The 13,277-nt window shown below is 37.8% G+C and carries 10 protein-coding genes; 3 read left to right on the forward strand and 7 right to left on the reverse strand.

Going from position 1 to position 13,277, the window contains the following annotated elements; translation table 11 throughout:
• Positions 1-36: 36 nt before the first annotated feature.
• A complete protein-coding gene (locus ACKGJN_RS10010; protein WP_409539354.1) occupies positions 37-1,314 on the reverse strand; it encodes a YaiO family outer membrane beta-barrel protein in 1,278 nt (425 codons plus the stop codon).
• Positions 1,315-1,572: 258 nt separating this feature from the next.
• Between ACKGJN_RS10010 and nirK the strand changes: the two genes are divergently transcribed.
• The 3 genes from nirK (at position 1,573) to ACKGJN_RS10025 (ending at position 4,527) form a co-directional block, all read left to right on the forward strand.
• Positions 1,573-3,027, forward strand: a complete 1,455-nt coding sequence (gene nirK, locus ACKGJN_RS10015) for a copper-containing nitrite reductase (protein ID WP_409539355.1) — start codon at positions 1,573-1,575, stop codon at positions 3,025-3,027.
• Between the two features lie 18 nt (positions 3,028-3,045).
• Positions 3,046-3,831, forward strand: a complete 786-nt coding sequence (locus ACKGJN_RS10020; protein ID WP_409539356.1) for a formylglycine-generating enzyme family protein — start codon at positions 3,046-3,048, stop codon at positions 3,829-3,831.
• Between the two features lie 87 nt (positions 3,832-3,918).
• Entirely contained in the window at positions 3,919-4,527 is a 609-nt protein-coding gene (locus ACKGJN_RS10025) for an SCO family protein (RefSeq protein WP_409539357.1), read from the forward strand.
• Positions 4,528-4,879: 352 nt separating this feature from the next.
• Here ACKGJN_RS10025 and ACKGJN_RS10030 read toward each other — a convergent pair whose 3' ends face one another.
• From ACKGJN_RS10030 to ACKGJN_RS10055, 6 genes are all read right to left on the reverse strand, one after another.
• Positions 4,880-6,106: a hypothetical protein gene (locus ACKGJN_RS10030; protein WP_409539358.1), complete on the reverse strand. Its 1,227-nt coding sequence runs from the start codon at positions 6,104-6,106 to the stop codon at positions 4,880-4,882.
• A gap of 325 nt (positions 6,107-6,431) precedes the next feature.
• The gene (locus tag ACKGJN_RS10035) at positions 6,432-6,908 is read right to left on the reverse strand and encodes a DsrE/DsrF/DrsH-like family protein (protein ID WP_409539359.1); all 477 of its coding nucleotides are present in this window, start codon (positions 6,906-6,908) and stop codon (positions 6,432-6,434) included.
• 20 nt (positions 6,909-6,928) lie between these two features.
• Positions 6,929-7,237: a TusE/DsrC/DsvC family sulfur relay protein gene (locus ACKGJN_RS10040; RefSeq protein WP_409539360.1), complete on the reverse strand. Its 309-nt coding sequence runs from the start codon at positions 7,235-7,237 to the stop codon at positions 6,929-6,931.
• Between the two features lie 28 nt (positions 7,238-7,265).
• Positions 7,266-8,495, reverse strand: coding sequence for a type III sulfide quinone reductase, selenoprotein subtype (gene sqr, locus ACKGJN_RS10045; RefSeq protein WP_409539361.1), 1,230 nt, complete (start codon positions 8,493-8,495; stop codon positions 7,266-7,268).
• Between the two features lie 427 nt (positions 8,496-8,922).
• Complete coding sequence (gene ftsH / locus ACKGJN_RS10050; protein ID WP_409539362.1) at positions 8,923-10,863, reverse strand: ATP-dependent zinc metalloprotease FtsH; 1,941 nt, start codon at positions 10,861-10,863, stop codon at positions 8,923-8,925.
• Between the two features lie 387 nt (positions 10,864-11,250).
• Positions 11,251-13,251, reverse strand: a complete 2,001-nt coding sequence (locus ACKGJN_RS10055; RefSeq protein WP_409539363.1) for a TonB-dependent receptor plug domain-containing protein — start codon at positions 13,249-13,251, stop codon at positions 11,251-11,253.
• Positions 13,252-13,277: the final 26 nt, after the last annotated feature.

The raw sequence follows: 13,277 nt of genomic DNA on the forward strand, positions 1-13,277 counted from the left end.
TGAGAGCAAGGGTTGAAAAAATGATTTTGCGTGCCACTAAAATCTCTTGTTATATCCAATTCCTAAAGTATATTGATTTCCTTTTGTATCCTGAAGATATTCTTGTCTTTCCATTGCCGCTTCAATAAAAATTATATTGGTAGTATTAAACGATTTCCGGTAACCAAGAAAGATATTATTGGATTTTAATTTATAAGTTTCCCCGTTGTTAAAAAGAATGTTGTTTGTTTGGTTATCAGGAGATAATCCAGTACCAATTCCAAAACTCAAAAAATCATCTGCTCCGGCTAAATAATACCTCACATTTAAGGAAAAAGATTGTGAGACTGAACTGTTGGAAGGAGTTAAATAAGTCCTGAAATTAAACCAGAAATTGCTGTAATATTTCCCTAATGAAGCTGTGTAGATCCAGGTCTCATCTGAAAATTTCAGCATTCGGAATCCAGCTTCAGCTTCCAAAGCCCAAGGCAAATTTGCATAAAGGGAGAAGCCTGCACGATATTTGGGAAATATTCCATCCTTATTGGAAAATCCACCGCTTATATATGCATAGAACACATCAGAAATACGTGGATATGCATCAAGTTCAAACTGTGCTCCATTTGAATTGAAGCGGTTGGCATAATTAAATCTTGCTGTAACCGATCCAAATTTGGTTTGCCGGCCGTAATTAATACTTGAAAGGTGCCATGGATCATCAAAACGTTTATCAAAATAAACAAAATCATAGGTAACTCCTATTTGATTTACCGATGAAGAATTTTTAATTTTTTCCTTGAATGCCCTAGCTTCAGAAAGATTTGGCTTCAATTTTAATAATTTGTCTATTGCTACATTTGCTTCTGAAAATTCCTTTAAATCGTTATGAATTTTTGCCTTCAGAAACAATAGATCTTTGGATTCCGGATGAAATTCCAGTCCTTCATTGACCAGAAACTTTGCTTTTTCTGAATTATCATTCCAGTATTCTAAACTTGCATATGCAAAAGAACCATCTTCATGGCCTTTGTTCTTTTCGAGAACTTTTTGAAATTCAACACGAGCACTATCTACTTTATTTGTCCAGGTGTAGACCCTGCCTAAAAAGATTCTGATACCTGCATAATCCGGGCTTTTTTCAAGAGCAGCTTTTGCTAAGGAAATTGCTTTAGGATAATTATCTTCATCAAAAGCAGCCTTTCTTGCATTTATAAAAAGTTCATCTGAGGTTAAATTTTCCTGAGCCTGAAGCGTTTGCAGAGAAAGAGATGTTACAAAAAATAAAAAATAGAAAATATATTTTCTATTTAACAGGAGGCGGTGTGTAGGTATCACAAATAGAGATTAGGGGTTGACCCGGTGTAAAGGGTATTCAGATAAAAGCTACTTCAATAAAAAATAAAGATAAAAATTTTTTAATCCCTTGCAAGAAAATTCTGAAAAGTTAAATTGGCGAAATTATAATTTAACTTTTTGAAAAATAGAAGAAAATTAATTTGATCCAAAAACTGACCTTAATCATATTTTAATCGGACAAATTTGTATTTTTTTGTGTCATAATTAAAACCCAAACCAATATTAAAACCCAAACCAATGAAAAGTATAAAGCAGCTTAAAAAAAAATCATTCTTGTCCTTTTTGGCACTTACTGCAGTGCTACTAACGTTTTTTTCCTGCAAGCCAGAAGAAACCAAAGCTGAAGATATTCGGGTAGAATCAAAGATCCAGGCTCAACTTACTTCCCCTCCCTTTGTTCCTGCCCCTGTTGGAGCAAGAAAGGCAGCGAAGCTTGTGGTTGATATGGAGATTTTAGAAATGGAAGGGGAAATGACCGGAGGTGTTAAATATGTTTACTGGACATTTGGAGGTTCCGTTCCAGGAAGCTTTATTCGTACCAGAGTAGGGGATGAAGTAGAGTTCCATTTAAAAAATCACCCGGATAACAAACTTCCGCATAATATAGATCTTCATGCGGTTACTGGTCCAGGAGGTGGGGCAGAATCTTCTTTCGTTGCTCCAGGACAGGAAAAGGTGTTTTCATTTAAAACCTTAAATCCGGGCTTGTATGTTTACCATTGTGCAACAGCGCCTGTGGGAATGCATATAGCAAACGGAATGTACGGCCTTATCCTGGTAGAACCACAAGGAGGTTTGCCTCCGGTAGATAAGGAATATTATGTGATGCAGGGTGATTTTTATACCGAAGGGGATTATGGAAAACCAGGGCTTCAGCCATTTAGTATGCAAAAAGCTATCGATGAGCATGCAGATTATGTTGTGTTCAACGGAGCCGTAGGTGCAATTAGCGGTGACAATGCTTTAACCGCTGAAGTAGGTGAAACGGTTCGGTTGTTTGTTGGGAATGGCGGACCAAATCTGGTATCATCCTTTCACTTGATAGGTGAAATCTTTGATAAAGTATATGTTGAAGGAGGAAGTTTGGTGAATGAGAATGTTCAAACTACCTTAATTCCTGCAGGAGGCGCTGCTATAGTAGAATTTAAAGTGGAAGTTCCAGGTACTTTTATCCTTGTAGACCATTCTATTTTCCGTGCCTTTAATAAAGGAGCTTTGGGAATGTTGAAAGTTGGTGGAGATGAAAATGAGACCGTATATTCAGGAACCCAATTAGAAAAAACATACCTGCCAGAGGGTAGTGTGATCCAGTCCATGCCGGTGGCTGAAAAGAGCGAAGAGCCTGAAAATGTTCAGGATAAAACTCTGGCAGAGCAAATGACCCACGGAAAACAACTCTATGCTCAAACCTGTTTTGCCTGTCACCAGGCTGCAGGACAAGGAATTGCAGGTGCTTTCCCTCCGCTTGCCAAATCAGATTATTTAAATGCGGATGTAGGTAGAAGCATTAATGCTGTTCTTCACGGATTAACCGGAGAGATTACTGTAAATGGCGATAAATACAATTCTGTAATGACCAGTCAGAATCTTACCGACGAAGAAGTTGCCGATGTTTTAACCTATGTTTATAATAATTGGGGTAACAACAAGACAAAAGTAACTCCCGCGATGGTAAAGGAGCAAAGAAGGTAAATTTTAAAAAACATCAGGATGCTCAATTTGAAATTAAAGATAGGACTGCTAATAGTTATATGTTTTCCAGGCACGCAAATCTTTGCTCAGGATCAAAAGGAAGAGATGGCTTATGTTAAAGGGGGATCCTATATTCCCCTTTACGGAGCCGATTCTGCCTGGGTTAAGGTAGATGATTTTCTTTTGGATCCGTATCCGGTCACCAATGCAGCGTTTTTGAATTTTGTAAAGGAAAATCCTGAATGGAAAAAGTCCGGAGTAAAAAAACTCTTTGCAGATGAACGATACTTATATAACTGGGAAGATGATTATTCCCTTGGTGAGAATGTTTCTGAAAGATCGCCGGTAACCAATGTTTCTTGGTTTGCGGCCAAAAGATTCTGTGAATGTCAGGGAAAAAGATTACCAACCTTAGATGAATGGGAATATGCCGCGATGGCCGATGAAGACACTCCCGATGCCCGTGTTAAGGAAAGTTACAATCAAAAGATTCTTTCCTGGTATGAAACTCCAAAAACCTTTGAAAACAACATCGGTAGTACTTTTAAAAATTACTGGGGTGTCTACGATCTTCACGGACTTGTATGGGAATGGACCCTGGATTTTAATACGGTATTACTTTCCGGAGAATCAAGAAATGACAGTGGAGACCGGAATCTTTTCTGCGGAAGCTCAGCAGTGGGCGCCACAGATCTCATGAACTATGCTGCTTTTATGCGTTACGCATTCCGAGGAAGCATTAAAGCACGTTATTCCATTAAAAATCTTGGTTTTAGATGTGCCCGCGATAGCCAAAATTTATAGCCTCTGGGTTAACCGGAAAGGCATAAAGCAAGGTTTATTGCACCTGAAAATTTCGGATGACCCTCAAATACATTAAAAACTTCACCCATGAAAAAAATAATATATTTTGCTTTAGGAATAATGTTCCTGGTGAGCTCCTGCAAACAATCTGCAGATAGGGATACCGAAGAGATCGCTCAGAAAAGTTCTGAAGGAATTTCTGAAATGTCTGTTTACAACCTACCATCTACCTGGACCAATCAGGATAATGAAGATATACAGCTCAAGGATTTGGAGGGAGATGTTCTCGTGATGGTGATGATCTATACTTCCTGTCAAGCTGCTTGTCCCAGATTGGTTGCCGATATGCGGAATATTGAAGAAAAATTGCCGGATGATGTTAAAGATGAGGTGAAAATGATCTTTGTGAGCATAGATCCTGAAACCGATACTCCCGAACGTTTAAAAGCCTTCGCAAAGGAAAATTTCATGGACGAGGATCCCTGGATATTTCTGAGATCTTCAATAGAAAACACCCGGGAATTCGCAGCGGTGCTAGCTGTAAATTATAAACAGATCACCCCGATGGATTTCTCACATTCCAATATAATAAGTGTCTTTAACAGGCAGGGGGAGTTGGTTTTTCAACAGGAAGGATTGGGAGTAAATTCCGATAATACTATTAAAAGTATTAAAGAAACCGTAAGTGAAAAGTAAGTACAATTTTAAAATAAAAAGATGCTAATCCTGCATATCGTTATGATGGCAGGCATACCCGCTATCGCCCGGGAATTTGATGTTTCCCTTTAGCTAAGGCCCCGTTTTGAATTCAGAAATATATACAAAACCCTTTTAGATCAAGACCAGAATACAACTTTTTTGGTGTCTTAGCCTTCCAGGTTAAAGCTGAATTTTTTCTAATGAAAAGCTTCAGCTTAAATTTTCGGCTCAAAATATCAGGGCTTGCGGAAACCGCTCCCATTATGACCAATATTGATAAAAATGAGATTTTAATTCGCAAGTGTTTTCAACCTCGAAGTAAAAACATAAATTTCTGAATTATAATTCTTTAAAGGGAATCTTCAACAACAGTATTGGGATTACGAGTTTTAAGAACACTTATCGCGATAAATAAAATTCCTAAAACCAGAAAGCCACTAAAAACGAATAATGCCGTATAATAATTTGGGATGATTCCGCTTCCATAATAAAACATTCCTCCCTGAATAAAGAGCAATATTTCGGTGGTTATAAATCCAAGAAGAAACGAACCTGTTCCGTATTTAATCCAGGTGCTTTTCAAATTAACCAGTTTACTTTCAAAGAGGTAAGCCAATAAAAACCCGCTTACTACCCCCAGCATCAACAAATGTATAAATCCAATCACGAAGTTGCGAATTTGAGATGAAAGCTCAGCGACTTCGGGCAGAAGGGATGTACTTTGCATGCCTGTTTTTAAAGCCAGGCAAATAAAAGCGAAGCCGAACATCAATTTCCCCAGGCCGGATGTTTTAGACCAGAAAAGTGTCCATTGAGATTTTATCAACTTGATAAAGAATATTGCAGCAACCAGTTGCAACAGGATTCCAAATGCGTTGATCCATATAAAAACCGGATGGGAAATATACCAGCTAACAGGTAGGGCGAAAGTCAAAACCGTGGCTGCAATGAGAAAACTGAAAAACAGTTTAAAATTTTTCGAATTTATTTTAATTCCTGAAAGGCTAAAAATTTTGAACAGGACTGCTAAAACCGCAAATAGAAACCAACCATTAAACTGAAAATGCAAAAAGAACTGAATAGCTATATGGTAAAAAGCAGATTGGTTTCCAAGGGTGGCGACGGCCGGACCAAGCAACCAAACACCAATTGTGGAAAGCAGCATAAATAATAAAGAAGCCTTCACCAATAACCTTTCTGATAATTCCTCTATTTGAAGATCTTTCCAAAGCAATTTTACAAAATAATAGCTGCAGAAAATATGCAGGGTAGAAAAGCTAATTGAAATAGCCGCATATCCCTGGAAAGGGAAACTTATCAACATTCCGGTTACTGCAAATTGTGTAATCCAGAAAAGCCTGGTGTAAACTTGCTTTTTTTCTGGAACAAAATAATAGGTGATCAGGCTGTAAAGCATTAGATATATCCACCCCAACATTGCAACATGCGAATGGGCGTGGGTTATAAACCGGAAATTGATATCCAGCGTATTTACAAACTGGTAACGCAACAAAAGTCCCAGCAGGGCTGCGAGAAGAAAATTGATTAAGGCTGTGAGGATCCAGGTTTTTTGCATTTGGGCTAAAGTAGAAATTATATTCCCGATAACCTTTTATTAAAATCACTTATGTGCAATGAATCTTTAAGTTATAAGCAGTTTGGTACAGGTTTTCTTAGTCAGATACAATTCCTCTCTCCCGGAGACATTTTGATTTAAAAAGCCGTTCAAAAAAAATAACCTGCATGCTATTTCCGGAGAATAATTTGAAAGAAAAATCATTCAGTATTCAATTTGCCGAAATACAATTTGAAAATTAACAACAAAGAACCCAACAATAAATTCGCAACTAAATTTGGAATTTTTTGTTGGGTTCAGATATTGCAATTTATAAATTAAGAGCTTATATAAATAACAATTGTGTTCCTTCCTGATCTGCCCTGTTGTAAAAATCGCCTATAGTCAATACTCCATCCAGATCTTCAATTAAATCTTTCTCGCTAATGTGGAACATATCAACAGCCAATTTGCATGCCCAGAGTTTAACGCCAGAAGCCGATAAAATTTCCAGGAATTCATCTACCGGTGGCATATCCAGTTTTTCCATTTCCTTTTTCATCATATTGGATGCAAAGGCTTCCATTCCCGGTAAACCTCCTACCATGGTTGGAATATGCATCGCGGGATTTCCCACTGTGGCAACACTTAACTTATTCAACTTTTTGGTTTGGATTGCTTCCAATCCGAAGAAAGTAAAGAATATTTCCGACTCAATACCTTCCATTCGTGCACCATTAGCCATAACAAAAGCTGCGTACACATTTTCAAGAGTTGCTTTTGATAAAATGAAAAGCATCTTTTTTACTACTGTCTTTCCCATTATTTAGATTTTATAAATTTTTAAATACAGCTTTTAGGTTTTGGTACCCCGGCTATCTTAGTTGATATTTTTAAGGGTCCGCCTGGGAAAAGAGCATAAAACTCTTTAATATCAAGAACACCACTATTTTTGATTCCTCTAACAGATAAAGCCTTATCTGCCTGAACCTGTTCCTGAAGCCATTTAATCACTTCCCAATGGCGATCGGTCATTTCAATCCCTTCCTTTTTTGCGATCTCATTTCCAATTTCTTTTGTCCATTGAGAAAAATCGGTTAAATATCCTTCTTCAGTTAAATTCACTTTGTGTCCTGCTACTACTGTTTCCATTTTATTTATTTTAAATTATTAATAGTTATTATATTTTTTTTCCTTTTGTGCTCATATTTCTGCTAACCAATGGAATTGAAATTCCTTTCAAGAGCATATTCCAATAGATCCATCTAAAAGCCAGTTTCCCCCAGTGGTTAAAGATGCTTTCTTTTAAAAGTTTTAATGGTCCAATTCCGGGAATAGGGAAGGTACCTTCTACGGGTTCCTGGGTATAATTGAAATCAATTAAAAGAGCTTTGTTTTTTCCTGTTTCAATAAAACAATTGGCATGGCCGTCAAATTCCTCCTTTAATGGTTTTCCATCTAGATACAACAGTATATTATCTGTCAAAGTCTCTGAAGCAAAGTGTGCGACAGAACCCGCTTTTGATGCCGGAACGTTGGTTGCATCCCCAATTACAAATACATTTTCGTGACCAATGGATTGTAAGGTGTGATGATGTGTAGGAACAAAATTTAAATCGTCACCCATTCCTGAACGTGCAATTAATTCGTCCCCCATATTTGTTGGAACAGTGACCAATAAATCGAAATCAACTATTTGTCCTCCATAATCAACAATTTGATTTGTTTCATTATCAACTTTTTCAATAGCGAAATCGGTTACAACCTTGATGTTTTTCTCACTTAATAAATGACCTAATGCAGCTGTTGCTTTGGGTTTTGTAAATGCACCACCAAGAGGTGTAACATAGGTTAAGTCTACTTTGTCCCGAATTCCTTTTTTTGTGAAATAATCATCCGCCAGGAAAACAAATTCTAAAGGTGCAACTGGACATTTAATTGGCATTTCAGTAAAATGGACAATCATTTTTCCGCCTTTAAACTCCCTTAGTTTATTTCTCAGGGCTAAAGCGCCCTCATAAGTGTAAAAATCGAAAACATTCTTGTGCCAGTTTTTGCCTTTCATTCCCTCTGTTTCTTGCGGCGCAATTTTAGAACCCGTGGCTATAATTAAGAGGTCATAATTTATAGTTTGGTCTTCCAACTGGACTTTGTTTTCATCAGGAAAAATTTGTTCGATCTTTTTCTGAATGTAATTCACACCCTTGGGGATGAATTTTTTACCCTCCTTTTTTACCTGGTCTTCCGTGTAAATATCAAAAGGCAGAAATAAAAATCCCGGTTGGTAATAATGAGTTTTATATTGGTCTACAATGTTGATATTCCATTGATCCTTTTTTAATTTGGATCTAAGATGGTTTGCCATCATCGTTCCTGCAGTTCCTGCACCTAAAATCAGTAAATTTTTCATTTGTAATATTTTTTAGTCAACTATTTTAATCCGAAATGTCTATTTAAATCAATAATATTATTGGGTAAATAATTAATTATTAAACAAAATTATCAAATATTTACAGGTTTAAATATGACTATCATCATATTTTTTGTTAATAATTTGATATATGTTTATTTTAGGGTGTGTAAAGTTACCTCAGGAATTTTGAAGTTTAGGGCATTTAATATTCTGTAGAAAAGCAATTTAAAATTCAGCGTTTAAGACTTTTAAATTCATTTGCAATTCAAAGATAATCTGTTGTTTGTAAAATACGTGTAACATATGTTACAGAGCAGAAGATAATTTGACTAGGAAAATTTATGATTTTGATTTGCTATTTCCAAGAATAATTTGGTTCATTAAATTTGCTGCTGTCAGGGTTTTAAATCAATTTTTTTATTTTCTAATCTTTCTCATCTAACAAAATTTCAGTTTTTCTTTCACCTAAAATTTTTTCCAAATCAGTTTTATCCACCACTTCTTTTTTAAGCAGGAGTTGGGCAAGCACTTTTAGTTCGGCTTTATGATCCACCAGAATTTGTTTGGTTCTTTCATAGGCTGTGCCTATCAAATCACGAACTTTCTTATCTATTAGTTCCGCCATATTTTCACTGTAAGGTTTTGAAAGGATCCGCTCATTCTGTCCGGTGGAATCATAATAGCTCAAGGGGCCAATTTCCTGGTCCAGGCCATAAAAAGCAATCATGGTATAGGCCTGTTTTGTTACTTTTTCAAGGTCATCTAAGGCACCGGAGGAGATCTCGTTAAAAATCACATCTTCTGAAGCACGTCCGCCAAGCGAGGCGCAAATTTGATCCAAGAACTGTGCCCTGGTCACAATTTTTCGTTCCTCGGGAAGATACCATGCCGATCCCAGGGATTTCCCCCTTGGAATTATAGACACTTTGACCAGTGGATCCACATTTTTTAAATACCAACTGGCAACTGCATGCCCTGCTTCGTGAAAGGCAACAATATTCTTCTCCACCGGTGATATGATATTTCCTTTTCGTTCAAGTCCGCCAATCACACGGTCTCTGGCATCTATAAAATCCTGTTGTTCTACAATTTCCTTTTTCTTACGGGCTGCGGTGAGCGCTGCTTCATTGCAGATATTTGCAATGTCGGCCCCCGAGAATCCCGGGCTTAATGATGCAAGTTCCTCTACATCGATATCTTTTCCCAGTTTGAGATTGCGCATATGGACCCAAAAGATCTCCATTCGATCAGACCTGTTAGGGAGTTCAAGGTAAATATGCCTGTCGAACCTGCCGGGACGTAGCAGTGCTTTATCCAGAATGTCGGGCCTGTTGGTGGCGGCAAGTACAATGACGCCTGTATTTTCGCCAAAACCATCCAATTCTGTCAATAATTGATTCAGGGTATTTTCCCGTTCATCATTGGTTTGCATTGCATTTACCTTTTCCCGGGAACGTCCCACAGCATCTATCTCATCGATAAAAATAATGCTGGGTGCCTTTTCTTTTGCCTTTTTGAAGAGATCCCGAACTCTGGAAGCACCTACACCTACAAACATCTCTACGAATTCCGACCCGGATAAGGAGAAAAAAGGGACGTTCGCTTCCCCGGCCATCGCTTTTGCAATAAGGGTTTTTCCGGTTCCAGGCGGGCCTACCAGCAAAACTCCTTTGGGAATTTTTGCTCCCAATTTGGTGTAGGTCAACGGATTTTTAAGAAAATCTACCACCTCCATAACTTCCGATTTCGCTTCATTTAAACCTGCGACATCTTTAAAGGAAACCGGGTTTTTCCTGCCTACCTCCGAAATCCTGGCGGTTGACTTTCCGAAGCTGGAAAATGGATTTGAGGCTCCACCAGAGCTCATTCTGCGCACCATGAATATCCAGAATAGCAGCAATAGCCCAAGTGGAAGCAGCCAGGGAAATATATCTCCAAAGTTTGTCCGGCTTGTATATTGAACATCTATTTTTTCTTCCGGCAAGAAATCCTGCTGGGCTTTTTCAAGTTTATTTTCAAAACTCTCTACGGAACCCAAAGTCATAGTATAATGAGGCTCGAACTCAGAAGGCGATATGTGCTCATATTTAGGATACTGAAGAATTTCTTCTTTAATGTAGATCTCGGCTACTTCTTTATTAACCACCACTAATTTTTCAATCTGCTGTTCCTTCAGGAGATCCCTCTCAAACTCTAACCAGGTTATTTCCTTGCTATCTGTGAAGGGGTTAAAGATGGTGAACATCAGGATGAAGATTAACATCAAAGCATAAAACCAACTAATCCCAGTACCCCCAAGTGGCATTTTTGGCTCTTTTTTTTTGGGAGTTTCAGGTTTGGTATCCTTGGTTTCGCGTTCTTTCATTTTTCCGGAATCTAAATTGTTTCAATAAGCTTCAGAAATTTTAAAAGATGATGCTTATTTTTATTGCTGAAAATCTATCGGGGGAGATGGCATTCTGTGAAAATTGAATATCAGCTTTCAGCTTAAAATTATCTGAAATTTATGGTCTTTGAAATGATATAAATCATTATTAATCAGACCTTTTTTCTGTTTAGCCAGATATAGAAGACTTATTGCAGAAACTGGACGCCATTAAGATTAGGGGGATCATGATTTTGGTAGGATCGAAATATTATAAAATGGCTATCGGAAACCCCCACGAACCTAAAGACTTCTTCCCAGCAATTTTAAAAGCTGGGAAGGAGCCGGTGATTGGTAATTAAAAATTTATTTTTTATTAATTCCTTGTTATTGAATTGTATAATTCAAATTCACAAATACATTACGCCCTCTCCTTGGAATATTATTCCAATCGGAAAAGCTGGAGTAATAAGTGTCGAATAAATTTTCAGCTCCTAATTTAACGATCAGATTCTGGCTGTTGAGCAAGCCTGTTTTTGAAGCTGATAGATTAACAATTGAATAAGCTGCAGTTTCATTCTCCCCAAATTCGGGACTAAAATCCCTTTGTTTTGTGGCTCCCAGGAAGGAGGTTTCTATGGCGAACGATCCCTTTCTATACCGTAAGGAGGTTTGATAGCTCAAGGGTTGTACCAGGGGTAAATTTCTGTTTTTGTTGTCCCGTCCATAACTAAACATTAATTTACCGTTCCAGTTCCAGTTTTTATGCAAAGCATACCCTAGAGATAAGTCGGCATTGAAAAGCGAAGCATATTCCAGCTGTTCATAAATTTTGATCCCGTTTGCACCAATGGTCATTGGACTTAGCAAGGGATCTGGTTTTCCAATGATATAATCCAGGATATGAAAGTACGATCCGGTAAGCATTGCATTCCATTTTTCATTTTCAAAACCTACCGAAGAATTTATTTCAAAAGATTTTTCATTGCTCATATGAGGGTTTCCAATGTAATCAAAACCATCAAAACTATTAAAAAGATAAAAGCCATAGCCTTCGGAAACCGAAGGAGCACGCTCTCCATAAGCTGTTCCCAGGGTATAGTCCATATTTTTATGATGAAGTTGTACTTGTGAGGAGAAACTCCTTAAATAACGCTCCTTAGTATCGGTCATTTCCGGATAAAATATTTGAAGGCTTTGCAACCCAAAAGCACTTGTAACCTCATTGTTATGTCTTCCCAGGCTTGTGGTGAATTGTAAGGAATAATGATCGTTTAAAGCGATTAAATCCTCGAGATAAACACCAGTATAAAGGGTTCTTACAAATGGCCAGGTGAGCATAAACATATCTCTTTCATTTGGATCATCGGGGAACATAGTCATCTCTGCCAATGATTTATTGTAAAATGAATTTATGTTTGCGGTTAACCTGTGTTTATCCAGCGACATATTTGCTTTGGAATAAAAACCATAGGTATCGCTCCAACCTGGCATATCCATGCGTATGGGGACATCGGGGCGTTTGGAATCATCCATTTGATGGGTAATAGTGTTGAAATAAAGTTTGGATTCCCAATGCGTTATAAATTCCAGGGGTTGATGAACCTCATACTTTAAAGAACCTATAAAGGCTCTTGCCAGGGAAACATCCATTGGCAAAGCCGGGTATCCAACATCATTCGCTTCATCATAAATAAACGAGCCTTCTATAGATTGATTTTCTGTAAGTTTAAACCCACTGATGGCTGAGAAATTATACTTTGTAAACTGTGAATACAACACTTCCTTATTTCCCCCAGCCTTGTAGTTTTCGGCATCGCGATACATAAAATCGGTATTGATATAGAAGGAATCGTTTGCATACTGTAGTTCTGTTCCAGCAATTTTTTGTTCTCCATTGGATTCTCCCCCTGTGTTTACGCCAACTTTCCAGCCTGTTTCTTTAAAACCGGTTTTCCGTCGTTTTAAGTCGATACTTCCTCCAATAGTCGCCCCATTTTCAGCGCCTTGCTGTCCACTGGAAATAGAAGCTTCAGATAAGTTTGAAATCTCAACGTAGGATGTTATAGGGTCCATTTTGTCTGTACAGGCGCCAAAAATTCGCATCCCGTCAATGGTGATCACTGTGCGCTCTGTGGCCATCCCATTGATCATAGGTTCCCAGGCGTACGCACCCCTTTTTATCATCGTTACTTTGGAAGAGGATTCTAAATATTCATCGATGGAGGCAAGTGGTTTGGAGATTTTTTGAGACACTTTAGGTTTTTGGCCAATTAGGATAATTTCCTTCAGGGAAACCGGGGCTAGGGTATCGGTATATTTTTCCTGTGCGTGAAGCATCGGAGTCATCAGCAGTAATAAAACGGTTGAATAGATGAACTTTTTCATATGTAGACTTTTATTGTTTTTTTATT

It is taken from the genome of Gillisia xinjiangensis (genome assembly GCF_046298265.1).
GTDB lineage: Bacteria > Bacteroidota > Bacteroidia > Flavobacteriales > Flavobacteriaceae > Gillisia > Gillisia xinjiangensis.

Excerpts from the sequence above, each read along its gene's own strand:
- ftsH (WP_409539362.1), bottom strand. The coding sequence starts at position 10,863 with ATGAAAGAACGCGAAACCAAGGATACCAAACCTGAAACTCCCAAAAAA.
- ACKGJN_RS10040 (WP_409539360.1), bottom strand. The coding sequence starts at position 7,237 with ATGGAAACAGTAGTAGCAGGACACAAAGTGAATTTAACTGAAGAAGGA.
- nirK (WP_409539355.1), top strand. The coding sequence starts at position 1,573 with ATGAAAAGTATAAAGCAGCTTAAAAAAAAATCATTCTTGTCCTTTTTG.
- ACKGJN_RS10055 (WP_409539363.1), bottom strand. The coding sequence starts at position 13,251 with ATGAAAAAGTTCATCTATTCAACCGTTTTATTACTGCTGATGACTCCG.
- ACKGJN_RS10035 (WP_409539359.1), bottom strand. The coding sequence starts at position 6,908 with ATGGGAAAGACAGTAGTAAAAAAGATGCTTTTCATTTTATCAAAAGCA.
- ACKGJN_RS10025 (WP_409539357.1), top strand. The coding sequence starts at position 3,919 with ATGAAAAAAATAATATATTTTGCTTTAGGAATAATGTTCCTGGTGAGC.
- ACKGJN_RS10030 (WP_409539358.1), bottom strand. The coding sequence starts at position 6,106 with ATGCAAAAAACCTGGATCCTCACAGCCTTAATCAATTTTCTTCTCGCA.
- ACKGJN_RS10020 (WP_409539356.1), top strand. The coding sequence starts at position 3,046 with ATGCTCAATTTGAAATTAAAGATAGGACTGCTAATAGTTATATGTTTT.
- sqr (WP_409539361.1), bottom strand. The coding sequence starts at position 8,495 with ATGAAAAATTTACTGATTTTAGGTGCAGGAACTGCAGGAACGATGATG.